This is a genomic window from Pelagibacterium mangrovi (assembly GCF_036662815.1).
Classification (GTDB): domain Bacteria; phylum Pseudomonadota; class Alphaproteobacteria; order Rhizobiales; family Devosiaceae; genus Pelagibacterium; species Pelagibacterium mangrovi.
The window spans coordinates 227,460-253,740 of the sequence record NZ_JBAFXA010000002.1; the positions used below are offsets into that span (position 1 = coordinate 227,460).

Consider the following 26,281-nt stretch of genomic DNA (forward strand, 5'->3'; position numbering starts at 1 on the left):
GGCCGGCCCGTTTTGCCGTTTGTCGGTCTGGCCGATTTTTGGAGAACAAGAATGTTCAAACGCAAGAAAAGCCCGCCCCTGGTGCTGGTGGTCGAGGACGAACCGCTGGTGCGGCTCGATATTACCCTGGCCATGGTCGACGCCGGATTTTCGGTGATCGAGGTGCCCGACGCCGAACAGGCGCTCGAACTGCTCGAAACGCGCAGGTCGATCGGGCTGGTGTTTACCGATGTGGAACTTGCCGGCAAGATCGACGGGCTGGAACTGGCCAGCCGGGTGAAAACCGATTGGCCGCATATTCCCGTGATGGTCACTTCGGGCCGGGCGGCACCCGGCGCCGAAATCGCGGATAATTTTTTCCCCAAGCCCTATAATGCGCAGGCCGTGATTTCCCAGGCAAGGGCGCTTGCCGCCTGAGTTTTGCCTGCGCCCCTTAGGGCACACCGGGCGCCAATTACCATTGGTTAACCAAGCTTGTGAGGGCGGCGTTAAGGAGAAATGAGCGAGGACAATTTGAACTCAATTCCATTCAAATTGTCGAGTTGTCCGCTTCATGATTCTTCCGCGCCCGCCTCGCCTTTCCAAACTCGCATCGTCTCGATGGGCGCGCGCAATCGGGCCGCTTGCGGCGGGGTTGGCGCTGATCGGCGTATTGGCGGCCTGCGGCTATAATTACTATCCGGCCAAGGGCGACAACAAACCCCATCCGGGGGTGGCGCGGGCCCATTCCCTGCCCATCCACGGCATCGACGTTTCGCGCCACCAGGGCCGTATCGATTGGCGGGCGGTAGCGCAGGCCGGCACGCGCTTCGCCTATATCAAGGCGACCGATGGCGGGGATTATCTCGACCCCAATTTCCGCACCAATTGGGACGAATCGCGCGCCGCGGGCATTCCGCGCGGCGCCTATCATTTCGTCTATTGGTGCCGTCCGGCCCATGAGCAGGTGGCCTGGTTCGCCGCCAATGTTCCGGCCGAACCCGATGCGCTGCCGCCAGTGCTCGATCTCGAATGGAACAATGGCTCGTCCTGCCGGCACAACCTCACGCGCGACGAAGTGCTGGAAAAGGTGCGGGTGTTGCTGGCCGGCATGGAAGCCCATACGGGCAAGGTGCCGGTCATCTATACCGACATCAATTTCCACCGCGACGTGCTCGCAGGGGTTCCGCTCGACAATCCCATGTGGCTGCGCTCGACGGCGGCCCAGCCCCATGAGCGCTTCGAAAACCGCCCCTTCGCCTTCTGGCAGTACACCCAGACCGGCACCGTGCCCGGCGTGCGCACCGAGGTGGACCGCAACGCCTGGTACGGTACGGAAAGCGACTGGATCCAGTTCTTCATCACCGGCTGCGACCCGCGCACCTATATGCGGCTGGCCGGGCAGGGGCGCTGCACGCCGCTAAAGTAGGGCAGGCGATGGAAACATTCACCATCGAGGGCGGCGCGATTTTCGACATCGCCTCGTTTTACGCCGAGCTCAACCGGGTGTTCATGGCCGGCGAAAGCTGGACGCTCGGCCAAAGCCTAGATGCCCTGGACGACATGCTCTATGGCGGCTATGGCGCGCTCAAGGACAAGGAGCGGGTGCGCATCGTCTGGCGCGATATCGACAAAAGCCGCCAGGCGCTGGGGCTCGCCACCACACGCGCCTATTACCAGGCCAAGCTCGCCCAGCCCGAACGCTACGATACCGAAATCGCGCGCAAGGCGCTGGCCGCCCTCGAAGCGGGGGAAGGGCCGACCTATTTCGAGATCGTTCTCCAAATCATCGCCGAGCACGACACGGTCGAGCTGATCCGGGCGTAGTCCGCTAACCCAGTACGCCGCTTTCGCGCACGCCGTCGAAAACGAATTGCACGGCAAGCGCGGTCAACAGGATACCCACGACGCGGGTCACCACCGACATTCCCGTCAGCCCCAGAACGCGCTGGATCGGGATGGCGACCAGAAGCGCCAACCAAGCCAGGAAAAGCGTGGCGACAAGGGCAGCGACCACCATCCAGAATTCAATATCGGAGCGCGCGCCGGTGGTGAACAGGATCACCGCCGAAATCGAACCCGCCCCGGCCAGCAGTGGCATGGCGAGGGGGAAGATCGAAATGTCCTCGCGCGTCATGCCCTCGGCCTCTTCCTCGGTGGTGGTCCCCGTGCCGCCGGTGTGGCGGGCAAACACCATGTCGATGGCGATCAGCAACAGCAGGATGCCGCCGGCCACCCGGAGCGCGGGCAGGGTGATGCCGAACACGTCGAGGATGAGATTGCCGACGAAGGAAAAGAACAACAGGATGCCCGTTGCCACCAGCACGCCCCGCGTCGCGGCAACGAAGCGCTGGCGGGCCGTGTAATTGCGGGTGAGCCCGGCAAAGATGAAGGCAATGTCGGCCACGCCCACAGTGGCAAAGAAGGTGGCGAAGGCCACGAAAAAGCTCGCTGTCATCCCATTGCCTGCCTTGTGCCCTGTTCCACGTGAATCAGCGTAACCGACCGAGCCGTTTCCACTTTTGCGCGAAGCGTTTTAGCGCCTCGATTCGATAGCATCCCAGACCATGACCGCGATATCGGGCCCGCCGAACCGCTTGACCTCCCGGATGCCGGTCGGGGAGGTGACGTTGATTTCGGTCAGATATCCACCGATCACGTCGATGCCGACGAAAATCAGATCGCGCTTTTTAAGCTCGGGGCCGATGATTTCGCAAATCTCGTACTCGCGCTCCGTCAAGTCGGACAGCTCCGGACGCCCACCAGCGTGCATGTTGGAGCGTGCTTCACCCTCGGCGGGCACCCGGTTCAGCCCCGCCACCGGCTTTCCATCGACAAGGATGATGCGCTTGTCGCCCTTGCGCACGTCGGGGAGATAACGCTGCACCATGAAAGGTTCGCGGAAATTGGCATCGAACATTTCGAGCAGCGAGCCGAGATTTTCGTCATCGGGGGTGATCCGGAAAACCCCCGCGCCGCCATTGCCGAACAGGGGCTTTAGGATGATATCGCCGAATTCGGCCCTGAAGGCACGGATTTCGGTCTCGTCGCGGGTGATGAGCGTTTCGGGCATCAGCTCGGGAAAGCTGGTGACGAGGATTTTTTCGGGCGCGTTGCGCACTTCTTTGGGGTGATTGACCACCAGCGCCTTGGGGTGCACACGCTCGAGCATATGGGTGGTGGTGATGTAATTCATGTCGAACGGCGGGTCCTGGCGCAGCAGGATCACGTCGAATTCGGTGAGATCGGTCTTCTGCCAGTCCTCGAGCGTGAAATGGAGGCCCTTTTCCTTGTCGTCGACCGCCACCTTGTGCACCCGCGCGGTCACCCGGTCGCCGCGCTGGGCGAGGGATGAAGGCGTGTAATATGAGAGGGCATGGCCGCGCGCCTGGGCTTCGAGCATCAGCGCAAAGCTCGAATCTCCGAGCGGGTTGATGGTGTCGATGGGGTCCATCTGCACGGCAACGGAAAGGGGCATCTTCAAACCTCGGGAGAGCTAGAGCGCTTCCAGCAAAAGTGGATGCCACTTTTGCGGTTCGGAAGCGCGACGAAACAAAGACTTAGAGCAATTGAGCGCTTCGAAGAAAAGCGAAAACGCTCTAAGCGGAAAAGGCATTGACCAGATGGTGCGGCCAGCGCCCGGGTGCAACCGATATCACGTCGAAACGGAAATCAAAGCCTTGATAGTGGGGATGAGCCGATTGGAACCATCCGCCGGCGGCAATAATCCGGCCCGTGTTGACGGCCTCGAGCGCCTGGGCGTGGACCATCGAGCTGCCGGCCCGCTGCTTGACCTCGACCAGAACGATCATCCGCCCGCGCCGGGCGACGATATCGATTTCGCCCACCGGCGTTTTATAGCGCATGGCGACGATCCGATAGAGCTTGAGCCGCAGGAACACTGCGGCCAGCGTCTCCGCCCGGCGGCCGGCCCGTTCGGCGCGGCGGCGGTCAGGACCCGGCTTTTTTGGCAAGCGCCGCATCGTAAACCTGTTTGCGCTTGAGCCCGAACCGGGCGGCGATCTCGTCGACGGCGGCGCGCAGGGGCATATCGGCCATTGCCTCGGCCAGGGCCGTCTCCCAATCGGCGTTCATCGCCGGGGTTTCGCCATCCGATCCCGCAACCAGGATCACGGCTTCGCCCCTGGTTTCGCCGGCAAAGTGCTCGGCAAGTTGAGTGAGGGTGCCCGCCTCGAAGCGCTCGAAGCGCTTGGTGAGTTCGAGCGCCACGACCGCTTGCCTGTCGGGGCCGAAAACCTGCGCCATATCGGCAAGCGTAGCACCCAGGCGGCGCGGAGATTCGTAAAACACCAGCGTTTCGGCGCGGCCAGCTAACGGACCGAGCGCATTGGTGCGCTGGCCGGTTTTGGGGGGCAGGAAGCCGAAAAAGGCGAAAGCATCGGTCGGCAGGCCTGCGCCGGTCAGCGCGGCGAGAAGGGCCGAGGGGCCGGGGATCGGGAAGACATCGAGCCCGGCCTCGCGCGCCGCGCGGACCAGCGGAAAACCGGGATCGGAGAGGAGCGGGGTTCCCGCATCGGAAATCAGCGCTATTGCCCTCCCCTCCGCGATCTGGCCGAGGATGGATTCGATCCGGGCGCGTTCATTGTGCTCATGGAGCGCGGTGCGCGGGGTCCTGATGCCATAGGCATCGAAAAGCCGCGCCGAATGGCGGGTGTCTTCGCACAGCACCAGATCGGCGCCGGCCAGGATATCGAGCGCGCGCAGGGTGATATCGCGGAGATTGCCGATCGGGGTCGCCACCGGGTACAAACCGGGGGCAGGGGTCTGGGCGGCGATGCGCTGTCCGGCGATCTGGTAGGATTTGTCCTGATTCAACGGAAGGCCCCTTCGATTGGCTTTCCTTTTACCAGCCGGGGCCCGATTGTCGAGGTTTGGCCCACAGGAGATGAGGGAGCGGCGATTGCGGTCTGGATGGGCGAAGAATTTTCTAGGCGCTGTCCTTTGCCTGACGGCCATTGCCTGCTCGCCGACCGCCCGCGTCGCGCCGCAAGGCCCGACCCTGCCGGCGACGCCGATTTCCTCCATGGCGCCGGCCCAGGGCGAAATCATTGGCACCGGGCCGGTGCGCGTGGCGCTGATCCTGCCGCTTTCGGGCAGCGCCGCTTCGGTCGGGCGATCGATGGCCAATGGCGCGCGGCTGGCGATGGAGCAGACACCCGGCCCCACCATCCATCTGGTGCTCAAGGATGCCGGCTCGAGCGCCGAAATGGCGCGCAACGCCACCCAGCAGGCCTTGGCCGAGGGGGCGGAACTGATCATCGGGCCCCTCACTGCCGATTCGGTCGCCATGGCCGGCGCGCTCGCCCGATCCTACGACACCCCGCTGATCGGCTTTTCCTCAACATCGAGCGTTGCGACCGACGGGGTGTACCTCCTGAGCGTCCTCCCGGAAGCCGAGATCATGCGCGCTTTGGGCTTTGCGCGGGCCCAGGGCCGTAACGCGGTCGCGGCGATCATCCCCGATACCCCGCTGGGCAATGCCCGGGCCGAGGCGCTGCGGCAGGCAGCGGGAGAAACCGGCATGGAGATCGTGGGGATCGAAATGTTTTCCGACGAGGCGCAGGCCCGGCGGGCGGTGGAACGGCTGGCGCCGGCCATGCGGTCGAACCTCGTCGACGCGCTCTATCTCCCCGACAGCGCCACCGCGCCGAGCTTCGGCATCTTGCTCGAAGCGGCGCGGGTGCCGCGCGACCGGTTTATCGTCATCGGCTCGTCCGATTGGGAAGGCGCGGCGGAGATTTCGGCGCAGGCCTATCTCGCGGGCGCCGTCTATCCGGCCATCGATCCGTCCGGGCTGGCGGGATTGGCGGGTGCCTATCGCGCGCGGTTCGGCACCGAGCCGCATCAATTTGCAACGCTTGCCTATTCGGCGGTGCTCCTTGCCAACACGCCCTCGCTCAGCCTTGCCACCCCGCCTTTCGGCAATGGATTGCTCTCGCCTGCCGGGTTTAGCGGCCGCGACGGGCCGATCCGGTTCCATTTCGACGGACGCGGGGAATATGGGCTGACCATGCGGCAGATCGGCCCCGGCGGGGCGACGACCATCGAAGCAGCGCGGCTGGGCGGCTTGCCGCTGGCGTCGAGCGGCGGGATCGGGATCGATGCGGGGATACCGCCGGCGGCGGAGTTTCGGTAACGGGCGCGCTAAGTTCAAGGCGACCGCGCTGCCCAAACCCACTGGCGTCATTCCGGGATTTATTCCCGGAATCCAGTTGATGAGCTTGCCGCGAAAACTAAGCCGCCAGATCGGCGACCACCGCGTCGAGCACCGGCCAGCCCTTGTCGGTGACGCGCAGCCGGCCATTGGGCAGGGTTTCGATAAAGCCGATCCCTTTCAGAAAATCGATCTGGGTCGCCGTGAGCGCCCGGCGGGCGAGGGATTGATACCGGGCCGGGTCGATGCCCTCGCGCAATCTCAGGCCCATGACGAGATATTCGTCGCCTTCCTCGTCCCAGGTCAGCGTATCGTCGGTGACCAGCCCGTCGCCGGTTTCGATCACCTTTTCCCACCATTTGAACGGCATGCGTTCGGCGGCGGTGGCGTGGCGCGCGCCGCCCATGATCAGCCGCCCATGCGCCCCCGGCCCGATGCCGGCATATTCGCCATAGCGCCAATAGGTGAGATTGTGCCGGCTTTCCTGACCGGGGCGGGCGTGGTTGGAAATCTCATAGGCGGGAAGGCCGTAGGAAGCGGTCAGCTCCTGGGTCATCTCGAACATGTCGGCCGAAAGATCCTCGGAGGGCATCTTGAGCTTTCCGGCCTGGAACAGGTCGAAATAGCGCGTCCCCGATTCGATGGTGAGCTGATAGAGCGACAGATGCCCATCCGAAAGCGCCAGTGCCTCGGTCAATTCTTCTTCCCACTGGTCCAGCGTCTGGTCGGGGCGGGCGTAGATGATATCGAAGCTCGACCGATCGAAGATCGATTGCGCCAATCTCACGGCGGCCACCGCGTCGTCGACCGAATGCAGCCGCCCCAGCCGGGCCAGCGGCTCGGGGCGCAGCGATTGGACGCCGAGCGAAACCCGGTTGACCCCGGCGGCGCGATAGCCCCGGAAGCGATCGGCCTCGACCGAGGTGGGATTGGCTTCGAGGGTGATTTCAACCGAGTCCGAAACCTGCCAGTTTTTTCCAATCGCATCGAGAATGGCGCCGACCGAGGCGGGCTTCATCAGCGAGGGCGTGCCACCGCCGAAAAATATGGATTCCACCAGCCGCTCGGGCGCGCGCCGCGCCGTGGTCTCGATTTCCTTGACGTAGGCGGTGACGTAGCTCTCTTCGTCGAACTTGCCGTGATGGACGTGGGAATTGAAGTCGCAATAGGGGCATTTGGCCGCGCAGAACGGCCAATGGACATAGACCCCGAAGTGCGTGTTGGCGCTCAAAGAACGTCCTTTACGAATTTGGCGAAAGCCCGCGCGCGGTGGGAAAGTCCTTCCCTGCCCGGCGCCCAGGAATGCTTTTCGGCCGCGCTCATCTGGCCGAAGGTCTTTTCATACCCATCGGGCTTGAACATCGGATCATAGCCGTGGCCGCTGTCGCCGACCGGCGGCCAGACCAGGGTGCCGGGCGCGACGCCCTCGAAAATCATGTCGGTGCCGTCGGGGAAGGCGAGGCACAGGACCGCGTTGAACTGCGCCTTGCGCTGATCGGGCTTGGTCGCGCCCTTTTCGACCAGCAAATCCTGTACCCTCTGCATGGCGTTGGTGAAATTGCGCGGCACGCCGGCCCAATCGGCGGTATAGACGCCCGGCGCACCGTCGAGCGCATCGACCGAAATCCCCGAATCGTCGCTGAGCGCGATCCCACCCGTGGCCTTTGCGGCGGCATGGGCCTTCAAACGCGCGTTTTCGACAAAGGTCGTTCCGGTTTCCTCGGGCTCGGGCAGGCCGAGTTCACCGGCCGAAACGATATCGAGGCCGATATCGGCCAGCATGTCCTGAAATTCGGCGAGCTTGCCCTTGTTGTGGGTGGCCAGCACCAGCCGGTCGCCGCGCTTGAGTTTGAATTGGCTCATGGGGCCACCTCCAGCACGGCCCGCTGCAGAGCAACGAGGTCGCCGATGCCTTTCTGCGCCAGCCCGATCAATTGGGTGAGCTCGCCCATGGAAAAGGCTTCGCCTTCCGCCGTTCCCTGGATCTCAACGAATTTACCCGAGCCGGTCAGGACGAAATTGGCGTCGGTTTCCGCTTCGCTGTCCTCGAGATAATCGAGATCGAGGACCGGCGCGCCGCGATAGATGCCGCAACTGACCGCCGCGACGTGGTCGCGGATGGGATTGCCCTTGAGCAGGGAGCGTTCCTTCATCCAGCCGATCGCTTCGCTCATGGCGACGAAGGCGCCGGTGATCGAGGCGGTGCGGGTGCCGCCATCGGCTTCGAGCACGTCGCAATCGAGGATGATCTGGTTTTCCCCCAGCGCGGCCATATCGACCACCGCGCGGAGCGAGCGCCCGATCAGGCGCTGGATTTCCTGGGTGCGGCCCGATTGCTTGCCGGCGGTCGCCTCGCGGCGTGTACGGCTGCCGGTGGCGCGCGGCAGCATGCCGTATTCGGCGGTGACCCAGCCCAGGCCCTGCCCGCGCCGCCAGGGGGGCAGGGTGGTTTCGACGGTTGCCGTCACCAGCACTCGCGTGCGCCCGAATGCAACAAGGCACGAGCCTTCGGCTTGCGGCGCGATGCCCCGCTCGAAGGTCACATCGCGCATCTGATCGAACGCCCGTCCGCTTGGCCGCATAAAATCCGAATCCTTGTCCTGCCGGTTTGGTTACCAGCCTCTTAACGCTTCACGGGATGGGGAACAACAGCGCTCTCTTGGCGTCCCGGGGCTTTTCTCCTACTTAGTTAAGATCGGCCGGGCGAAACCGGGTATCGATCTTTTCGACCTCTCCGCTGGGGTGAGCATGGACCGCCATTCGTTACAATCCTCGGAATTTCTCGAAGCGCTTTCGGCGCGCAGCCAGGATATCTTCCGCCGGCTGGTCGAGCGGTATCTGGAAACCGGCGAACCGGTGGGGTCGCGCGCCATCTCCAAAATGCTCGACATGCAGCTTTCTCCCGCCTCGGTCCGCAACGTCATGGCCGATCTCGAGGAGCTGGGGCTGATCGCCGCGCCCCATACTTCGGCAGGGCGGGCGCCCACCCAGGAGGGGTTGCGGTTTTTCGTCGACGCCATGCTCGAAGTGGGCGCTGTGGACGAAGCCGAGCGCGACCAGATCGCCCGCACCGTTTCGGGAGGCGGGCGCTCGGGCCGGGTCGAGGATCTTCTGAACGAAGCCAGCGTGCTGCTGTCGGGTCTCTCGCATGGGGCCGGCATGGTGATCGCGACGAAATCGGACATGGTGCTCAAGCACCTCGAATTCGTGCGCCTCGACCCCGAACGCGCCATGGCGATCCTGGTGGGTCAGGACGGGCAGGTGGAAAACCGGATCATCGCCCTGCCGCCGGGGCTCACGGCCAGCACGCTCACCCAGGCTTCCAATTTTCTCGCCCATCATATCGTGGGCAAGACGCTCACCGAGGCTCGCGATTCCATCCGCCGCCAGAGCGAAACCCAGCGCGCCGAGCTCGACGCCATTGCGCAAAGACTCGTGGAATCCGGACTCGCCTCGATGATCGAGGCCGATACCTCGGCGCCGACGCTGATCGTGCGCGGCCGGGCCAATCTCATCGACGATACCATGGCCTCGGACGATCTGGCCCGCGTGCGCCAGCTCTTCGACGAGATCGAGACCAAGAAGGGGTTGATCGAACTTTTGAACGACGCGGAAACCGCCCAGGGGGTGCGTATCTTCATCGGCTCGGAAAACAAGCTCTTTTCGCTCTCAGGTTCTTCGGTGGTACTCTCGCCCTATAAGGACGCCAACGACAAGGTGGTCGGCGTGCTCGGCGTCATCGGGCCGACGCGGTTGAACTACGCCAGGATCGTGCCGGTGGTCGATTACACCGCCCATATCGTCTCGCGGCTGATTTCCCGGAAGGGGGAGATTTAGGGTTTGGGATCGTTAAGGCTCACCTTCTCCCTCAAGGGGAGAAGGGTAGCCCTTGGCAGCGTCGCGGCAAGAACTCCAAAGCTGCCACAGGAGCCCCCCTCTCCCCTTGAGGGACTGGGAGGCGGTGGCGCAGCCACCAATCGCTCCGGTGGAGCGATTGGAGACGAACCAGGGCCGGGGGTGAGGGGTGCGCAGAGCCGGCCTCGAATCACCACCTTCGATGACACCCACAAATTTCCCGCACTTGAAAAAATCCGCCCCTTGGCCGATATGGCGGGCAATCGAAAATTCCCCCAATCGGTGAAAGAGCAATGATGAGCGACGACAACACGACGCCCGAGCCGACCGAAGAGACCAACCGGCACCCCGAGGCCGAGACGGCCGAGGACAAGGCTTTTACCGAGCCCACGTCCGAGGACCGGATCGCCCAGCTCGAAGACGAAAAGGCCCAGTTGCGCGATCAGGTTCTGCGCACGGCGGCGGAAATGGAAAATCTGCGCAAGCGCACCGAGCGCGAAATCGCCGATACGCGCTCCTACGCCATTTCCGGCTTTGCCCGCGACATGCTGGTGGCCACGGACAATCTGTCGCGCGCCCTGATGGTGATCCCGGCCGAGGCGCGCGAGACGGCGGACGGAACGCTCAAATCCCTTATCGAAGGGATCGAGATGACCGAACGTGAAATGCAGCGCCTGCTGCAAAAGAACGGCGTCACCCCGATCCTCGCTGAAGGCGAGAAATTCGACCCCCATCGTCATCAGGCCATGTTCGAGGTGCCCGATCCTTCGGTGCCCGAGGGCACTGTGGTCCAGGTCGTCCAGGCCGGCTACACCATCGGCGAGCGCGTTTTGCGCCCCGCCATGGTCGGTGTCGCCAAGGGCGGCAACAAACCCGCCCCCGACCTCGAAGTCGACCCGGGCGAAAACATCGACAAATCGGCCTGATTGAGGCCCAAAGCAGGGGTTTGGGCGCTTGAAGGCGCCGGACCCCCTGCTTATATAGCCACCAAGCCCGGGAAACCGGGGCTTTGAATATCCATCCCAGAGGGGTCCGGCACCGGCCAGTAACGCGATGCCGCAACGCAAATGGGCGCGTTGAGGGTCAGGGCCAAATTTCAGGGACTCGCTTTAAGAAAAGAGGTTTTCTTCAAATGGGAAAAGTAATCGGTATCGACCTGGGCACGACCAATTCGTGCGTTGCCGTCATGGACGGCAAGACCCCTAAAGTGATCGAAAACGCCGAGGGCGCGCGCACCACGCCCTCGATGGTGGCCTTCTCCAATGATGGCGAGCGCCTCGTCGGCCAGCCTGCCAAGCGCCAGGCCGTGACCAATCCCGAGGGCACGCTGTTTGCCGTCAAGCGCCTGATCGGGCGCCGGTTCGACGATCCGATGGTGACCAAGGACAAGGGCCTGGTCCCCTACAAGATCGTCAAGGGCGACAATGGCGACGCATGGGTAGAAGTGAACGGCAAGGCCTCCTCGCCGTCCGAAGTCTCGGCCATGATCCTCACCAAGATGAAGGAAACCGCCGAATCCTACCTCGGTGAAAACGTCACCCAGGCGGTGATCACGGTTCCGGCCTATTTCAACGACAGCCAGCGCCAGGCCACCAAGGACGCCGGCAAGATCGCCGGGCTCGAAGTGCTGCGCATCATCAACGAACCGACCGCTGCCGCGCTCGCCTATGGGCTTGAAAAGCGCGAAGCGGGCACGATCGCCGTTTATGACCTTGGCGGTGGCACCTTCGATATCTCCATCCTGGAAATCGGCGATGGCGTGTTCGAGGTCAAATCCACCAATGGCGACACCTTCCTGGGCGGTGAAGACTTCGACATGCGTCTTGTCGATTACCTCGCCGACGAGTTCAAGAAGGAGCAGGGCATCGACCTGCGCGGCGACAAGCTTGCCCTGCAGCGCCTCAAGGAAGCCGCCGAAAAGGCCAAGATCGAGCTTTCCTCGGCCAGCCAGACCGAAGTGAACCTGCCGTTCATCACCGCCGATGCTTCCGGCCCCAAGCACCTTCAGCTCAAGCTGACCCGCGCCAAGTTCGAATCGATCGTCGAAGACCTCATCAAGCGCACCATCGAGCCCTGCCGCGCAGCGCTCAAGGACGCCGGGATTTCGGCTGGCGAGATCGACGAAGTGGTGCTGGTGGGCGGCATGACCCGCATGCCCAAGGTACAGGAAGAGGTGAAGAACTTCTTCGGCAAGGAACCCCACAAGGGCGTCAACCCGGACGAAGTGGTCGCCATGGGCGCCGCCATCCAGGCCGGCGTGCTCCAGGGTGACGTCAAAGACGTCCTGCTGCTCGACGTGACCCCGCTTTCGCTGGGCATCGAAACGCTGGGCGGCGTCTTTACCCGGCTGATCGACCGCAACACCACGATCCCGACCAAGAAGAGCCAGGTGTTCTCCACCGCCGAAGACAATCAGTCGGCGGTGACGATCCGGGTCTTCCAGGGCGAGCGTGAAATGGCTGCCGACAACAAGATGCTCGGCCAGTTCGATCTCGTGGGCATCCCCACCGCGCCCCGCGGCGTGCCCCAGATCGAAGTGACCTTCGACATCGACGCCAACGGCATCGTCCAGGTTTCGGCCAAGGACAAGGGCACCGGCAAGGAGCAGCAGATCCGCATCCAGGCCTCGGGCGGTCTTTCGGACGCCGATATCGAACAGATGGTCAAGGACGCCGAAGCCAACGCGGAAGCCGACAAGAAGCGCCGCGAGACCGTGGAAGCCAAAAACCAGGCCGAAAGCCTCGTTCATTCCACCGAGTCCTCATTGAAGGAACATGGCGACAAGGTTTCGCCCGAGGTGAAGGCCGAAATCGAAACCGCGATCGCCGAGACCAAGACCGCGCTCGAAGGCGACGACGCCGAAGCGATCAAGGAAAAGGCCGCAGCGCTCGCCCAGGCTTCCATGAAGCTCGGGGAAGCCATGTACAAGGCCAGCCAGGACGAAGCCGAGGCCCAGGCCGCGAGCGACGCCAAGGATGACGACGACGTGGTCGACGCCGACTTCGAAGAGGTCAAGGACGACGACGACAAGAAGTCGGCCTAAGGCCTTAGGGACTTTCCAACATTTCAGTGCCGCCTCCGGGCGGCACTGTCGTTTGGAGAGGCGATGTATCCCGGTTTCACGTGAATCAGCTGGCCCCGCTGGCCATTTTGCCGCTGGCTATGGTAACAGGCGGCAAAGATGATTACCTAATCGTGCACTGGAGCCGGCCATGCCGGGCTCCCGGACGCATTTGAAAAAGATACGAACGGTTGGTTTGGCACAAGAGATGATCTTGCACCCGTCCTGCGCTTGCCCCTGCCGCGACAAGGGGAATTTATAGAAAAATGTCCAAGGCCGATTTCTATTCAGTGCTCGGGGTGGAAAAGGCGTGCGATGCGGCGGCGCTCAAATCCGCTTACCGCAAGCTTGCCATGCAGTACCACCCGGACCGCAATCCGGGCGACAAGGACGCCGAGCATCGGTTCAAGGAAGTGTCCGAGGCCTATGATACCCTCAAGGACCCGCAGAAGCGGGCCGCCTATGACCGGTTCGGGCACGCCGCCTTCACCAATGGCCATGGCGGCGCCAACGGGTTCGGCAATGATTTCTCCTCCTCGATGTCCGATATCTTCGAGGATATTTTCGGCGAGTTCATGGGCGGCGCCCGTGGCCAGCGCCAGCGCGACGGCCGCCAGCGCGGCTCGGACCTGCGCTACAATCTCGAAATCACCTTAGAGGACGCCTTTGGCGGCACTACCGTCGATATCGACGTGCCGACCCTCGTCCATTGCGACACCTGCGAGGGGTCGGGCGCCAAGCCGGGCACCGGGTTTTCCACCTGCCGCATGTGCGGCGGCCATGGCAAGGTCCGCGCCGCGCAAGGGTTCTTCACCATCCAGCAGACCTGTCCCCAATGCCACGGGCGCGGGGAAACCATGGACCAGCCCTGCACCGATTGCCACGGCAAGGGCCGCAAGCAGACTTCCCGCACGCTCTCGGTCGACATTCCCAAGGGCATCGAGGACGGCACCCGCATCCGGCTGGGCGGCGAGGGCGAAGCAGGCTTGCGCGGCGGACCGGCCGGCGATCTCTACATCTTCGTTTCGGTCAAGCCCCATCAGCTCTTTTCCCGCGACGGCGCCGATCTTTACGCCCGCGTGCCCATCTCGATGATCACCGCCGCGCTGGGCGGGGAGTTCGAGGTGCCGACGCTGGAGGGCGCCCGCGCCAAGGTCAAGGTGGGCGAGGGCACCCAGCCCGGCCAGCGCGTCCGCCTCAAGGGCAAGGGCATGCCGGTGCTGCGTTCCAACCAGATCGGCGACCTCTACGTCCAGCTCGATGTCGAAACCCCGCAAAAGCTCTCCAAGCGCCAGCGCGAATTGCTCGAAGAGTTCCAATCGATCTCCTCGACCGAAACCTCCCCCGGCGCCGACGGCTTCTTCGACAAGCTCAAACACATGTTCGGCTAATGTAGTTAGCCGGATTTTGCTCAGAGGCCTCTCACATGTGTGGGAGGCCTTTTCCTTGCCCTCGCCTCAAGACTTGCGGGACAGGGTTGCTGTCGCTTAACTGCGGCCAGCAAGCAAGGAGACACCAATGCCCCGCACCGCCCTTACCCTTTGCGGCTCGCTCCGCACCGGATCGGTCAACAAGAAGCTCCAGGACGTGATCGACGCGCATCTGCGGGCGGCAGGTGTCGAGGTCAATTCGATTTCTCTCGCCGATTTCGAGATGCCCATCTTCAACGCCGATCTCGAACCCGACAACGTCCCCGAGGCCTCAAGGCGGCTGGCCGATCTCTTCCGCAGCCACGACATCCTCTTCATCGCCACGCCCGAATACAATGGCGGCGTGCCGCCCCTGGTCACCAACATGCTGGCCTGGCTCTCCCGCCAGCGCCCCTCGCCATTCAAGCATGCCGTGTTCGGCATCGGCGGGGTGAGCTCGGGCAAATACGGAACCATCTGGGCCCAAAGCCACCTGCGCGATTCGCTGACCAAGGCCGGCGCGCTCGTCGTCCCCACCCTTCTCGGCATCGGCCCCGACGCCACGGCCTTCACCGACACCGGCGATATCGCCGAAGCGCCGATCCAGGCCAAGGTGGAACAGATCGTCCGCGAACTCACCCATTTTTCACGCGGCGGAATCTGACTGGGCGCTATACCGCTAGAAGCATGCCACGATCCCTTTCCTCCACCCTGTCATTCCGGGGTTCATTCCCGGAATCCAGCTTCAGCCTCGCCACTCGCTCCACCGTCGAGACCGTCCACCTTGCAGCACCGGCCCCAGCTCCCCTTCTCCCCTTGAGGGAGACTTCGAGCCGTCCTTTGGCCAATCGTGCCGGTGGCACGATTGGAGGCGAGAAGGCCATGAGAGCTATGCTCGAATGGCAGGCCGGCGAAGCCGGGTCGGATGAGGGGTGCGCTGAGCTTGCGCCAAACACCCTCGTCAGAAACTTATCCCCGCGTTGAAAACTGGCACCATAGTGTGCCCACGACCCCGCACTCATGGACGCAAGCGCAACGAACGTTTGGGCGGGATCGGTTCGGGTCCGTTGGCGGTCGCGTCAGCGGAGGCAGAAACGTTCCCAGCGCCGACCCACGGCACGGTCGAGGGTGTACTGGCGAAAGCCAGCGGGGATTGGCCCCAGCATGAGAGGACGACCAGGCCCAAAATCCCGAATGCATGGGGCGATGACCGCTTCATACTAACAATTACAGCACGAGGCGCTCATCGCCCCACGCCGTCTACCCCAATCACCCGAGGCTCACTGCCGTCGGGCGCTTGCGCTCGGGCGCTAGTCGTGGCATCGAGCCGGGGCAAGCAGAAATCAGCGAGGGACAGCCATGACCGGGGATCTGATCGTCGGGCTCGACGTATCGACACGCAACGCGGCCGAAGACATCATCTCGCGGCTCGGCGACAGCGCCGATTACTTCAAGATCGGCTATCAGCTGTTTTACGGCGGCGACGGGCTGACCGTGGGCAAGGAACTGATCAAGGCCGGCAAGAAGGTGTTCTTCGACCTCAAGCTCCTCGATATCGACAACACTGTGGAAAAGGGCGTTGCCGCCTTCGCCGCCACGGGCGCGGCGATGCTCACCCTCCATGCCTATCCCAAGGCCATGGAGGCCGCCGTCAGGGCCGCCGAAGGCTCCGGCCTGTGCCTTCTGGGCGTGACCGTCCTCACTTCCATGGACGAGGACGACGTCAAGGAGGCCGGCTATGGCCTGTCGATCCCCGACCTCGTTGCCCGCCGCGCCACCCAGGCGCGCGACGCCGGCATGGGCGGCATCGTCGCCTCGGCCTTCGAAGCCCAAAAGGTCCGCGAGATCGTGGGCCCCGATATGGCCGTGGTCACCCCCGGCATCCGCCCGACCGGCGCCGAGAAAGGCGACCAGAAGCGGGTAATGACCCCCGCTGAGGCGCTCAAGGCCGGGGCCAGCCATCTGGTCGTCGCGCGCCCGATCGTTGCGGCCGACGATCCGCGCAAGGCCGCGTTGGCCATCCGCTCTGAAATGAATTTGGCCTAGGAGGTCGCAAGATGGCGCTCAGGATCGGGATCGTCGGCGCCGGCGGGCGCATGGGGCAGGCGGTGGTTCGGGCCGCCGCGGGCAATGAGGCGCTGGAAATCGCCGCCGCCGCCGACCGCTCGGGCACGGCCGCGCTGGGCAAGGATATCGGCACGCTCGCGGGGGGCGACCCTCTCGGCGTCATCGTCCAGGATGCGCCGCTGGACATTCTCGACCACATCGACGCGGTCATCGATTTCACGGCCCCCGAACTGTCCGTGGCGATTGCCCGCCGCGCCGCCGATCGCAAGCTGATCCATATCGTCGGCACCACGGGGTGTTCGCCAGAGGACGACGCGGCGATCGCCAAGGCGGCTGCCGAGGGTGCGCGGATCGTCAAATCGGGCAATTTCAGTCTCGGCGTCAATCTCCTGGCCGCCCTGGTCAAAAAGGCGGCGGCAACGCTCGATACCGATTTCGACATCGAAATCCTCGAAATGCATCATCGTCACAAGGTCGACGCCCCCTCGGGCACCGCTTTGCTTCTGGGGGAAGCTGCCGCCGAGGGCAGGGGTGTCGATCTGGAGCAGCATTCCGTACGCGTCAGGGACGGGCACACCGGCCCCCGCGAGCCCGGCTCCATCGGCTTTGCGACGTTGCGCGGCGGCGGCATCATCGGTGAACACTCGGTGCTGTTTTCTTCGATGGCCGAAACTGTGACGTTTTCCCATTCGGCGCGCGACCGTTCGCTGTTTGCCGATGGCGCGCTGCGCGCCGCGCTCTGGGCCGCCGACAAGCCCGAGGGTCTTTATTCCATGGCCGACGTACTCGGCCTTTAAAAACGCTCAACGATTAGGGAGAGAAAATGACCGGCACGCTGATCCTGGTCCGTCACGGCCAGAGCGAATGGAATTTGAAGAATTTGTTCACCGGCTGGCGCGATCCCGGCCTGACCGACCAGGGCATCGCCGAAGCCCGCAAGGCCGGGCAGGCGCTCAAGGCCAGATCCATCGTGCCGGACGCCTATTTCACCTCGGCGCTCACCCGCGCCCAGCGCACGCTCGACCTGATGCTCGAGGAAATGGCGATCACCGATCTCACCATCGTGCGCAACCACAAGCTCAACGAACGCGATTACGGCGATCTGTCGGGCCTCAACAAGGACGATGCGCGGGAAAAATGGGGCGAGGACCAGGTGCATATCTGGCGCCGCTCTTATGATGTTCCCCCGCCGGGCGGCGAAAGTCTGAAAGACACCGCCGCACGCGTCCTTCCCTATTATCAAGCCGAGATCGAACCGCTTTTGCAGGCCGGCAAAACCGTTCTGGTCACCGCCCACGGCAATTCGCTGCGCGCTCTGGTGATGAAGCTCGAGGAACTTGACGAAGACGCCATCCTCAAGCGCGAAATCGCCACCGGCGCGCCGATCGTCTATGGCATCGATGCAAACGGGAAGCGGGTTTCGACCGAGGAACTTTAATAAAAGCTGTCGATGGCGGAGGTGCTGCTGCTGGACCCTAGGAATGAATCCCGGGGTGACATGGTCGTGGTGGGGCGATGGCGTTGCCTCAAACTCAATCTGTCATTCCGGGATTTATTCCCGGAATCCAGTGCAGCGCTTGCCAGGAACTCCGAAGTAGATCTACCCCTGCGCCACCAACCCCGCCTCCCACCCGAGAATCGCCCGCTTGCGCACGATTCCCCAGTGGTAGCCGGTAAGCGCCCCGCTCGACCCGACGATCCGGTGGCAGGGCACGACGAAGGAAATCGGGTTGCGCCCCACGGCGCGTCCGATGGCGCGGGCGGCGTTGGGGCGGCCCACGGCGCGGGCCACTTCGCCATAGGTGGCGGCGCGCCCGGCGGGAACCTTCAAAAGCGTTTCCCACACCTTGATTTCGAACTGGCTGCCGATCATCACCAGCCGCACCGGCTGATCGGGGTCCCATTGTTCGGAATCGAAAATCCGCGCCGCGGTCACGGCCACCGCCGCGTCGTCCCGGCGGTAATTGGCATTGGGCCAACGGCTGGCCAGATCCTCGAAGGCGTGAGTTTCCCGCCCGGGATCGGCGAAAGATATCCCCGCAACGCCATATTGGGTGACCATCAGGCATACGGTGCCGAAAGGAGAGGGAGCATAGCCCCAGGTGACGTCGAGCCCGGCGCCCTTGGCGCGATAGATGCCCGGGGGCACCGCGTCATAGGTGACGAACAGATCGTGCAGGCGGGAAGGGCCGGACAACCCGACCTCGAACGTGGTGTCGAGCACGCTCATATTGTCGCGCAGCAGTTTTCGCGCGTGATCGAGCGCCACGGCCTGGGCGAAGCTTTTCGGCGTCAGCCCGCACCAGCGGCGGAACATTTCAACGAGCTGGCGTTCGCTCATCGAGAGGGCATTGGCGAGCCCGGCGATATCGGCGCCTTCGGGACCGGGGGTCGAAAGATATTCAATCGCCCGGGCAATCGTTGCATAGGTCTGGCTGTCGTCGATCGGCGGCAGCATGGGGGTGGCAATGGGAGCATTTGCGTTCATGAGTTCATCCTATCTCCCTCACCGCCCTCCAACGACCCGATTTTCACATCGTTACGATTTGACGCGATGGAGGGCTGGCGCGAACATTTGGGCAAAACTCGCCTTGTCGTCCGGGGTCAGGAATTTGCCGATCTCGACTTCCCCCTCGCGAGTTTCGATCTTGAGCGCCACCACCCTTTCCTCGGCATCGCGCACCGCCGAAAACCGAACGAGGAACGGATTGAATGAAAGGCTCGTCTCGCGTCCCTTGCGGTTGACGCGCCGGATATCGAGGGCATCGGGCCAAAGCGTGATCTCCTCGAAGGCGTCCTTATCGGCGAACGAGGCGGTAAGCGCCCAGGTGAGCAAGACCACATCGAGCCCCAAAAGTCCCACTACCGGCCAGGCGCCCATGGCGAAAAACGCCAGGCCGGGAATCGAGGCCATGACGGCGGTGAACGCGATCACCCACCGTATCCCTTGCGGGGAGAGCGAGCGGTGCGGCGTGAGCAGTACGGCAAAGAGCGGGCTTTGGGTCATTGCTGGCTTGCCTTTTTCCCTTCCGCCCAGTCTAACGGATCGAGACGAAAAACACCAAATCACTTCGCCGATGCCCAAGCCTCTCACCAAAGCCGAAATCGAAGCGATCTTTTCCGCCTTCGCCGAGCACGATCCCGAACCCAAGGGCGAGCTCGAATACGTCAATATCTTTACGCTCCTGGTCGCCGTCGTCCTTTCGGCCCAGGCGACCGACGTCGGGGTCAACAAGGCGACCCGGGCGCTGTTTGCCATAGCCGACACGCCTGAAAAAATGGTGGCGCTGGGCGAAGATGCAATCCGCGATTACGTCAAGACGATCGGGCTCTACCGCAACAAGGCCAAGAACGTTTTCCTTTTAAGCCAGGCCCTTATCGAAAAGCACGGCAGCGAAGTTCCCGACAGCCGCGAGGATCTCGAAGCCCTTCCGGGGGTCGGGCGAAAGACGGCCAATGTGGTGCTCAATATCGGCTTCGGCCATCCCACGATCGCCGTCGATACCCATCTGTTCCGCGTCGGCAACCGCACGGGACTGGCGCCCGGCAAGACCCCGCTGGCGGTGGAAACCCAGCTCCTCAAGCGCGTGCCCAAGCAATATCTCCTGCATGCCCATCACTGGCTGATCCTGCACGGGCGCTATATCTGCAAGGCGCGCAAGCCCGAATGCTATCACTGCATCATCGCCCAATGGTGCCGGTTTCCCGACAAAACGCCCGCGCCGGGCAAACAGCGCACGGTTGCACCCGCGCGACCTATGCCGTAAGCGGTAGGCCTGAATTTCAGTTACAAAGACTCCCGGAGTACCGATGACCACGCGGTTCGACGTCCTGACCATCGGCAACGCCATCGTCGATGTGATCGCCCCCATCAAGGACAATTTCCTCGTCGACGAGGGCCTGCGCAAATCGATAATGCATCTTGTCGATGCGGAGCGCTCGGCCGATCTCTACGCCAAGATGCCGGCGGAAAAGACCATTCTCCCCGGCGGCAGCTCGGCCAACACCGCAGCGGGCGTCGCCGCCCTCGGGGGCCGCGCGGGTTTTGTGGGCAAGGTCGCCGAGGACGAGCTGGGCGTGATCTTCCGGGACGATTTCGACACCAAGGGCATCGGATACGAAACCGATTACCTGCGCGACGGCCCGGCCACCGCCCGGTGCATGATTCTCGTCACCCCCGATGGCGAGCGCACCATGAACACCTATCTGGGCGCCTGCCAGCATCTGACTGAAGCCGATATCGTCGAGGAAACTGTCGCCGCTTCGGCCATCACCTATATGGAAGGCTATCTCTGGGATCCCCCCGAGGCGAAAAAAGCCTTCGTCAAGGCGGCCCATTACGCCCACAAGGCCGAGCGCCCCACCGCGATCACGCTGTCGGACCCCTTCTGCGTCAACCGGTTCCGCGTCGAATTCCTCGATCTCATCCGGTCGAAAACCATGGATTACGTCTTCGCCAATATCGAAGAGGCCAAGGCGCTTTACGAGACCGACGACCTCAACGTCGCCGTGCGTCACCTGGCCGAGGACGCGGAAATCGCCGCGATCACCATGGGATCGCGCGGTGCGATGGCGATCCGCAACGGCGAGATCGTTTCGGTCCCCGCCTTTCCAGTGGATAGCGTCGTCGACGTCACGGGGGCAGGCGATCTCTTCGCTTCGGGATTCCTGCTCGCCACGGCGCGCGGGCAGTCCATGGAAGAGGCACTGAAACTGGGATGCCTCGCGGCCTCGGAAGTCATTTCCCACTACGGCGCGCGGCCGATCGCCGATCTCAAGGAACTGGCACGCGGGGAGGGGATCGCGGTCTAGACTTTCCGCAATGCCACCTCGTGGATGGCGTGGTCGGCGCCTTTCTTTAAAACCAGATCGGCCCGTCCGCGCGTGGGGAGAATGTTTTCGCGCAAATTGGGCAGGTTGATGTTCTGCCAGATGGTGCGCGCCGTCCCCTCCGCTGCGACCTCCGAGAGCTCGGAAAAGCGTTTAAAGAAGCTCTTGGGGTCGCGGAAAGCGGTTTTGCGCAGCTTCATGAAGCGCTCGATATACCAGTTTTCCAGAACATCCTCGTCGGCATCGATATAGATCGAGAAATCGATGAAATCGGAAGCGAAGACGATCGGCTTGCCGGTGCGCGGCAGATCGCCGGGCTGGAGGATGTTCAGCCCCTCCACGACCAGAATATCGGGGCTCTCGACGGTAATTTTCTCGCCGGGCAGGACGTCATAGACGAGGTGCGAATAATTGGGCGCCTCAACCCTTGGCTTTCCCGATTTGATGGCGGCGAGGAACTGGACGAAGGCGGCGCGGTCATAGCTTTCGGGGAAACCCTTGCGCTGCATCAACCCGCGCTCCTCGAGCACCGCGTTGGGATAGAGAAACCCGTCGGTCGTCACCAGATCGACCTTGGGTGAGGTCGGCCAGCGACGGAGCAGGGCGCGCAGGATACGGGCGGTTGTCGATTTCCCCACCGCCACCGATCCGGCCACCCCGATGATGAAGGGCACCTTGGCGCCATTGTGTCCCAGAAAGCGGGTGGAGGCGTGATGGATGCCCTGGATGGCTTCCACGTAAAACGAGAGCAGCCGGGTCAGCGGCAGATAGACGATTTCGGCCTCGGCGAGCGAGATCGGATCGTTGAGCGCCCGCAGATGTTCGATGTCCTCGGCATCGAGCGTCATCGGCTCGTCGGCGCGCAGGCGGGCCCATTCGTCTATCGAAAATGTGAGATAGGGCGCGTAGCCGATCTTCTTGCCCATTCTCATTGCCCGGTGCGCGCGGCCTTTTCGGCCAGCCCCGATTGCGCGGTGCGCCGGTCGAGCTCTTCGGTCACCTCCGAGAGCGCCACTCCTTCGGACCGCAGCAGCACGAGAAGGTGATAGATGACGTCGGCGCTTTCCTTGACCAGTTCGGCGCGATCGCCGGTCACGGCGGCAATCACCGCTTCGGTCGCCTCCTCGCCAAGCTTTTGCGCGCATTTGGCCGTGCCCTTGGCTAGAAGCCTTGCCGTATAGGATTGCTCCGGGGTGGCCCTGGCCCGTTCGGCAAGGCGCGCATCGAGCGCTTCGATGGTCAATGTCATTGGGCGTCTCCTCGTCGCGGAGCTTGGATAAAGGGCGGGGGCAACCGCTTCAAGCCGGAAAAAGTTCAGGACCGATCTTAATCGAGCCGCATGGGGATGCCCGCCGCCGCCATATGCGCCTTGGCCTCTCCAACGGTGAAAGTGCCGAAATGGAAGATCGAGGCGGCGAGCACGGCGGTAGCGTGCCCTTTCTTGATCCCGTCGACCAGATGGTCGAGCGTGCCCACACCGCCCGAGGCGATGACCGGTACGTCCACCGCGTCGGCGATGGTGCGAGTCAGGTCCAGATCGAAGCCCGATTTGGTGCCGTCGCGATCCATCGAAGTGATCAGCAGTTCGCCGGCCCCGCGCTCGACGGCGCCCATGGCGAATTCCACGGCATCGATGCCAGTGGGCTTGCGGCCGCCATGGGTGAAGATTTCCCAGCGGCCCGGCTCGACCTGTTTGGCATCTACCGAAACCACTATGCATTGATCGCCGAACTTGTCGGCGGCGCGGGCCACGAAATCGGGGTCGGCAACAGCCGCCGAATTGATCGACACCTTGTCGGCGCCCGACAGCAAAAGCTTGCGGATATCCTCATTGCTCCGCACTCCGCCGCCCACGGTCACCGGCATGAAACAATGCTCGGCGGTGCGCGCCACCACATCGAAAATGGTGTCGCGGCCTTCATGGGAGGCGGCGATATCGAGGAAGCACAATTCATCGGCGCCCGCCGCGTCATAGGCGATAGCGGCTTCCACCGGGTCGCCGGCATCGACGAGATCGACGAAGTTGACGCCCTTGACCACGCGGCCGTCCTTGACGTCGAGACAGGGGATAATGCGGGCCTTGAGAGTCATTGGTCTGGTCCTGGTTTGGTATTGGCGGCCCGATACGCGAGATAGTGGATGATGAGCACGACCAGCCAGACCAGGACGGCCACGGCCCCAAATGGAATAGTCGCGAGCATGAACCAGCCCATCACGCCCATAAAATACAGCAGGCCGCCGATATCGGTGCCCATCACCACGCAAGGATGCACATCGGCTTCATTGACGGTGCAGGCGTTGGCGTCGGCAATCAGATAGGTCGCAAAGACCGAAATCAAAGGCAGGGCCGCGAGAAAAACGATGGCCACGAGGACGATCGCATAGCTCATCGCGGGAAATCGTTTTGCCCGGGCGCCCGCGCTCATTACCCGGCGGCTTTCAAAAGCGTCAGTGCTTCACGTGAATCAATGCGCCCGTCGTAAAGCGCCCGGCCCGAAATCGCCCCCTGGAGAATTTGCGCATCGGGCTCGGTCATGCGCCTTATGTCCTCGATGCCGGCCAAGCCACCCGAGGCGATGACCGGGATCGAAGTGGCATTGGCAAGCTCGAGTGTCGAGTCCCAATTGATGCCCTTGAGCACCCCGTCGCGGTCGATATCGGTATAGATGATCGCCGCGACCCCGGCCCCTTCGAAACGCTGGGCGAGTTCGATCGCCGAAAGCTCGGAGGTCTCGGCCCAGCCTTCCACCGCCACCTTACCACCGCGCGCGTCGATTCCCACGGCCACCTGCCCGGGGAACGCCTTGCAGGCGGATTTGACGAGCTCGGGATCGCGCACCGCGACGGTGCCCAGGATCACGCGGGCGAGGCCCTTGTCCAGCCAGTTTTCGATATGGGCGAGCGTCCTGATGCCGCCGCCGAGCTGGACGGGGAAACCGACAGCCTCAAGAATCGCCTCCACCGCCGCCCCATTGACGCTCTCGCCGGCAAAGGCGCCGTTGAGATCGACGACGTGCAGATATTGAAACCCCTGTTCCTCGAAGCTTTTGGCCTGGGCGGCGGGATCGTCGTTGAAGACGGTCGCCTGCTCCATGTCGCCGAGCTTCAAACGCACGCACTGGCCGTCCTTGAGATCGATGGCAGGGAAAAGAATCATGGACGCCACACAAGAAAATTGGAGATGAGCGCCAGCCCCAGCGTCTGGCTCTTTTCGGGGTGGAACTGGGTGCCGAAGATGTTGTCGCGCCCGACGATCGCGGTGATCGGGCCGCCGTAATCGGCGGTGGCGATCACTTCGTCGAGATTGGAAACGCTCATGTGATAGGAGTGAACGAAATAGGCGTGCAGCCCATTTTCGCCCGTTTCGATCCCGTCGAGCAATGCGTGCGGCCGGTTTACGCTCAGCGTGTTCCAGCCCATATGCGGCACCTTGAGCGTGGGGTCGGTGGGCGCGATCTTTTCCACGGCACCATCGATCCAACCCAGGCCGCGCGTTTCGATCTTCTCGCGCCCGACGCTGGCCAGCAATTGCATGCCGACGCAGACACCCAAAAACGGCGTGCCGCCTTCGATCACCTTTTCGGTCAGCACTTCATGCATGCCGGCCACGCCGTCGAGCCCGGCCATGCAGTCGGCAAAGGCGCCTACGCCGGGCAGGACGATCCGGTCGGCGCGGCGCACCGTCTGCGCGTCGGAGGTGACGAGGATTTCGGCGTCCGAGCCTCTGGCCGCCCGCTCGAAGGCATTCTGGGCCGATTTGAGATTGCCCGCCCCATAATCGATGATCGCGATCGTCTGGCTCATGGCCGGGTCCCATAGGTCTTTTCGAGCCACAGCCGCTCAGCCGTCGTCTTGTCGGGCGCGGCGAATGCCCCGCCGGCGATCCAGTCGCGATGTTCGAGCGCCCGCGCGGCGATCTGGGACGCAGCAAAACCGGTCCAGAGCGCGAAGACGCCGTAGAGCGAGGCCGCCGCGCCATCACCGATCAGGGGCGCCGACCAGACGAGCGCCGCGACGATTACGATCCAGAGCGCGAGATAGGCCCAGGTGCCGGCCAAAAGCGCCCAGACCGGCGCGAACAGAAAAGCGGTCCAGATGAACCGCTCGGGCAATACCGATAGCGCATCTGGCCCTTTTTCGGGCTTGGCATAGATCGAATAGAGGGTCATGGGACCGGTCCCGATGGGCCCAATGGCCCGAACGATTTAAAGAACGCCCTTGGTCGAGGGCACCTGATCGGCGGCGCGGGGATCGATTTCGACCGCCTGGCGCAACGCCCTCGCCAAAGCTTTGAACAGGCTTTCGGCGATATGATGGTTGTTGTCGCCATAATGAGTTTGCGCGTGCAGCGTGATCCCGGCATTGACGGCCAGCGCCTGGAAGAATTCGCGCACCAATTCGGTATCGAAATCACCGATCTTGGGCGCGCTAAATTCCACGCGCCAGACAAGGAAGGCCCGTCCCGAAACGTCGAGCGCCACCGAGGATCTGGTGCCGTCCATGACCAGGTCGCACGACCCGTAGCGCACGATGCCCTTCTTGTCGCCCAGCGCGGTCTTGAGCGCCTGGCCGATGGCGATCCCCACATCCTCGACGGTATGGTGGTCGTCGATGTGCAGATCCCCCCTGGCGTGGATCGCCATGTCGATCAGCGAATGGCGGGAAAGCTGGTCGAGCATGTGGTCGAAAAAGCCGACCCCGGTCTCGATCTGGTGCACACCGGTGCCTCCGAGATCGATGGCGACCGAAATCTCGGTTTCATTGGTCTTGCGATCGAGCTTTGCCTTGCGCATGGCACTGCCCCCTTGGGAAACGTCGCGATTGCTCTAACAGCTTGGACCGCCGGGGGAAAGCCCCGCCCGTCATGTCCTCGCATTGCATTTAGCGCGCGCAATCCTAAATAAT

At 63.2% G+C, this 26,281-nt stretch carries 31 protein-coding genes; 14 read left to right on the forward strand and 17 right to left on the reverse strand.

Annotated features, from left to right (window positions below; all coding sequences use genetic code 11):
* The first annotated feature begins 51 nt into the window (after positions 1 to 51).
* The 3 genes from V4T21_RS03840 (at position 52) to V4T21_RS03850 (ending at position 1,806) form a co-directional block, all read left to right on the forward strand.
* Complete coding sequence (locus tag V4T21_RS03840; RefSeq protein ID WP_332713318.1) at positions 52 to 417, forward strand: response regulator; 366 nt, start codon at positions 52 to 54, stop codon at positions 415 to 417.
* Between the two features lie 136 nt (positions 418 to 553).
* A complete protein-coding gene (locus V4T21_RS03845; RefSeq protein ID WP_332713320.1) occupies positions 554 to 1,408 on the forward strand; it encodes a glycoside hydrolase family 25 protein in 855 nt (284 codons plus the stop codon).
* 8 nt (positions 1,409 to 1,416) lie between these two features.
* On the forward strand, positions 1,417 to 1,806 hold the full coding sequence (locus V4T21_RS03850; RefSeq protein WP_332713323.1) for a barstar family protein: 390 nt from the start codon (positions 1,417 to 1,419) through the stop codon (positions 1,804 to 1,806).
* A gap of 4 nt (positions 1,807 to 1,810) precedes the next feature.
* Here the strand turns inward: V4T21_RS03850 and V4T21_RS03855 are convergent, their stop codons facing one another.
* The 4 genes from V4T21_RS03855 to rsmI form a co-directional block, all read right to left on the reverse strand.
* Positions 1,811 to 2,437: a MarC family protein gene (locus V4T21_RS03855; protein WP_332713325.1), complete on the reverse strand. Its 627-nt coding sequence runs from the start codon at positions 2,435 to 2,437 to the stop codon at positions 1,811 to 1,813.
* 78 nt (positions 2,438 to 2,515) lie between these two features.
* The gene (gshB, locus tag V4T21_RS03860; RefSeq protein ID WP_332713327.1) at positions 2,516 to 3,457 is read right to left on the reverse strand and encodes a glutathione synthase; all 942 of its coding nucleotides are present in this window, start codon (positions 3,455 to 3,457) and stop codon (positions 2,516 to 2,518) included.
* 121 nt (positions 3,458 to 3,578) lie between these two features.
* Entirely contained in the window at positions 3,579 to 3,962 is a 384-nt protein-coding gene (locus V4T21_RS03865) for a YraN family protein (protein WP_332713330.1), read from the reverse strand.
* A complete protein-coding gene (gene rsmI / locus V4T21_RS03870; RefSeq protein ID WP_332713333.1) occupies positions 3,931 to 4,815 on the reverse strand; it encodes a 16S rRNA (cytidine(1402)-2'-O)-methyltransferase in 885 nt (294 codons plus the stop codon). Before rsmI ends, V4T21_RS03865 begins: the two co-directional genes overlap by 32 nt.
* 85 nt (positions 4,816 to 4,900) lie before the next feature.
* On the opposite strand from rsmI, the gene V4T21_RS03875 reads away from it, so the two are divergent.
* Positions 4,901 to 6,136: a penicillin-binding protein activator gene (locus V4T21_RS03875; protein ID WP_332713336.1), complete on the forward strand. Its 1,236-nt coding sequence runs from the start codon at positions 4,901 to 4,903 to the stop codon at positions 6,134 to 6,136.
* A 97-nt stretch (positions 6,137 to 6,233) separates the two neighbouring features.
* Here the strand turns inward: V4T21_RS03875 and hemW are convergent, their stop codons facing one another.
* Genes hemW through rph form a run of 3 tightly spaced genes read right to left on the reverse strand, consistent with a single transcriptional unit; the run spans position 6,234 to position 8,736 of the window.
* The gene (gene hemW, locus V4T21_RS03880; RefSeq protein ID WP_332713338.1) at positions 6,234 to 7,385 is read right to left on the reverse strand and encodes a radical SAM family heme chaperone HemW; all 1,152 of its coding nucleotides are present in this window, start codon (positions 7,383 to 7,385) and stop codon (positions 6,234 to 6,236) included.
* Complete coding sequence (rdgB, locus tag V4T21_RS03885; RefSeq protein WP_332713341.1) at positions 7,382 to 8,017, reverse strand: RdgB/HAM1 family non-canonical purine NTP pyrophosphatase; 636 nt, start codon at positions 8,015 to 8,017, stop codon at positions 7,382 to 7,384. The genes hemW and rdgB overlap by 4 nt, the downstream gene beginning before the upstream one ends.
* The gene (rph, locus tag V4T21_RS03890) at positions 8,014 to 8,736 is read right to left on the reverse strand and encodes a ribonuclease PH (protein ID WP_332713344.1); all 723 of its coding nucleotides are present in this window, start codon (positions 8,734 to 8,736) and stop codon (positions 8,014 to 8,016) included. The genes rdgB and rph overlap by 4 nt, the downstream gene beginning before the upstream one ends.
* 166 nt (positions 8,737 to 8,902) lie before the next feature.
* Between rph and hrcA the strand changes: the two genes are divergently transcribed.
* The 8 genes from hrcA (at position 8,903) to V4T21_RS03930 (ending at position 17,984) form a co-directional block, all read left to right on the forward strand.
* Positions 8,903 to 9,991, forward strand: coding sequence for a heat-inducible transcriptional repressor HrcA (gene hrcA, locus V4T21_RS03895; protein WP_332713347.1), 1,089 nt, complete (start codon positions 8,903 to 8,905; stop codon positions 9,989 to 9,991).
* Positions 9,992 to 10,305: 314 nt separating this feature from the next.
* Complete coding sequence (gene grpE, locus V4T21_RS03900) at positions 10,306 to 10,935, forward strand: nucleotide exchange factor GrpE (protein ID WP_440589620.1); 630 nt, start codon at positions 10,306 to 10,308, stop codon at positions 10,933 to 10,935.
* Positions 10,936 to 11,141: 206 nt separating this feature from the next.
* Positions 11,142 to 13,052: a molecular chaperone DnaK gene (gene dnaK, locus V4T21_RS03905; protein ID WP_332713352.1), complete on the forward strand. Its 1,911-nt coding sequence runs from the start codon at positions 11,142 to 11,144 to the stop codon at positions 13,050 to 13,052.
* A 284-nt stretch (positions 13,053 to 13,336) separates the two neighbouring features.
* A complete protein-coding gene (dnaJ, locus tag V4T21_RS03910) occupies positions 13,337 to 14,461 on the forward strand; it encodes a molecular chaperone DnaJ (protein WP_332713356.1) in 1,125 nt (374 codons plus the stop codon).
* Between the two features lie 127 nt (positions 14,462 to 14,588).
* A complete protein-coding gene (locus V4T21_RS03915) occupies positions 14,589 to 15,143 on the forward strand; it encodes an NADPH-dependent FMN reductase (RefSeq protein WP_332713359.1) in 555 nt (184 codons plus the stop codon).
* Positions 15,144 to 15,838: 695 nt separating this feature from the next.
* Positions 15,839 to 16,525, forward strand: a complete 687-nt coding sequence (gene pyrF, locus V4T21_RS03920; RefSeq protein ID WP_332713362.1) for an orotidine-5'-phosphate decarboxylase — start codon at positions 15,839 to 15,841, stop codon at positions 16,523 to 16,525.
* Between the two features lie 11 nt (positions 16,526 to 16,536).
* Positions 16,537 to 17,343 (forward strand): 4-hydroxy-tetrahydrodipicolinate reductase, encoded by an 807-nt coding sequence (dapB, locus tag V4T21_RS03925; RefSeq protein ID WP_332713365.1) that lies wholly within the window; start codon positions 16,537 to 16,539, stop codon positions 17,341 to 17,343.
* 26 nt (positions 17,344 to 17,369) lie between these two features.
* Positions 17,370 to 17,984, forward strand: coding sequence for a 2,3-bisphosphoglycerate-dependent phosphoglycerate mutase (locus V4T21_RS03930; RefSeq protein ID WP_332713367.1), 615 nt, complete (start codon positions 17,370 to 17,372; stop codon positions 17,982 to 17,984).
* A gap of 162 nt (positions 17,985 to 18,146) precedes the next feature.
* Here the strand turns inward: V4T21_RS03930 and V4T21_RS03935 are convergent, their stop codons facing one another.
* Both V4T21_RS03935 and V4T21_RS03940 read right to left on the reverse strand, forming a co-directional pair.
* Positions 18,147 to 19,034 (reverse strand): methylated-DNA--[protein]-cysteine S-methyltransferase, encoded by an 888-nt coding sequence (locus tag V4T21_RS03935; protein ID WP_332713370.1) that lies wholly within the window; start codon positions 19,032 to 19,034, stop codon positions 18,147 to 18,149.
* 51 nt (positions 19,035 to 19,085) lie between these two features.
* Positions 19,086 to 19,553 carry a DUF2244 domain-containing protein gene (locus tag V4T21_RS03940; RefSeq protein WP_332713373.1) on the reverse strand — a complete coding sequence of 156 codons (468 nt, stop codon included), beginning with the start codon at positions 19,551 to 19,553 and terminating at the stop codon, positions 19,086 to 19,088.
* Positions 19,554 to 19,623: 70 nt separating this feature from the next.
* On the opposite strand from V4T21_RS03940, the gene nth reads away from it, so the two are divergent.
* Both nth and V4T21_RS03950 read left to right on the forward strand, forming a co-directional pair.
* On the forward strand, positions 19,624 to 20,313 hold the full coding sequence (gene nth, locus V4T21_RS03945; RefSeq protein WP_332713376.1) for an endonuclease III: 690 nt from the start codon (positions 19,624 to 19,626) through the stop codon (positions 20,311 to 20,313).
* Between the two features lie 43 nt (positions 20,314 to 20,356).
* On the forward strand, positions 20,357 to 21,358 hold the full coding sequence (locus tag V4T21_RS03950) for an adenosine kinase (RefSeq protein ID WP_332713378.1): 1,002 nt from the start codon (positions 20,357 to 20,359) through the stop codon (positions 21,356 to 21,358).
* Here the strand turns inward: V4T21_RS03950 and coaA are convergent.
* From coaA to hisB, 8 genes are all read right to left on the reverse strand, one after another.
* Positions 21,355 to 22,302 (reverse strand): type I pantothenate kinase, encoded by a 948-nt coding sequence (gene coaA / locus V4T21_RS03955; RefSeq protein WP_332713380.1) that lies wholly within the window; start codon positions 22,300 to 22,302, stop codon positions 21,355 to 21,357. The two genes, V4T21_RS03950 and coaA, sit on opposite strands and share 4 nt — an antisense overlap.
* A 2-nt stretch (positions 22,303 to 22,304) precedes the next feature.
* Complete coding sequence (locus tag V4T21_RS03960; protein WP_332713383.1) at positions 22,305 to 22,625, reverse strand: phosphoribosyl-ATP diphosphatase; 321 nt, start codon at positions 22,623 to 22,625, stop codon at positions 22,305 to 22,307.
* A gap of 77 nt (positions 22,626 to 22,702) precedes the next feature.
* Positions 22,703 to 23,467 carry an imidazole glycerol phosphate synthase subunit HisF gene (gene hisF / locus V4T21_RS03965; protein WP_332713386.1) on the reverse strand — a complete coding sequence of 255 codons (765 nt, stop codon included), beginning with the start codon at positions 23,465 to 23,467 and terminating at the stop codon, positions 22,703 to 22,705.
* Positions 23,464 to 23,766: a hypothetical protein gene (locus V4T21_RS03970; RefSeq protein ID WP_332713388.1), complete on the reverse strand. Its 303-nt coding sequence runs from the start codon at positions 23,764 to 23,766 to the stop codon at positions 23,464 to 23,466. Before V4T21_RS03970 ends, hisF begins: the two co-directional genes overlap by 4 nt.
* 35 nt (positions 23,767 to 23,801) lie before the next feature.
* Positions 23,802 to 24,533 (reverse strand): 1-(5-phosphoribosyl)-5-[(5-phosphoribosylamino)methylideneamino]imidazole-4-carboxamide isomerase, encoded by a 732-nt coding sequence (gene hisA, locus V4T21_RS03975; protein WP_332713390.1) that lies wholly within the window; start codon positions 24,531 to 24,533, stop codon positions 23,802 to 23,804.
* A complete protein-coding gene (hisH, locus tag V4T21_RS03980) occupies positions 24,530 to 25,180 on the reverse strand; it encodes an imidazole glycerol phosphate synthase subunit HisH (protein WP_332713393.1) in 651 nt (216 codons plus the stop codon). Before hisH ends, hisA begins: the two co-directional genes overlap by 4 nt.
* Positions 25,177 to 25,545, reverse strand: coding sequence for a DUF2628 domain-containing protein (locus V4T21_RS03985; protein ID WP_332713396.1), 369 nt, complete (start codon positions 25,543 to 25,545; stop codon positions 25,177 to 25,179). Before V4T21_RS03985 ends, hisH begins: the two co-directional genes overlap by 4 nt.
* 36 nt (positions 25,546 to 25,581) lie before the next feature.
* Positions 25,582 to 26,169: an imidazoleglycerol-phosphate dehydratase HisB gene (gene hisB, locus V4T21_RS03990; protein ID WP_332713399.1), complete on the reverse strand. Its 588-nt coding sequence runs from the start codon at positions 26,167 to 26,169 to the stop codon at positions 25,582 to 25,584.
* Positions 26,170 to 26,281: the final 112 nt, after the last annotated feature.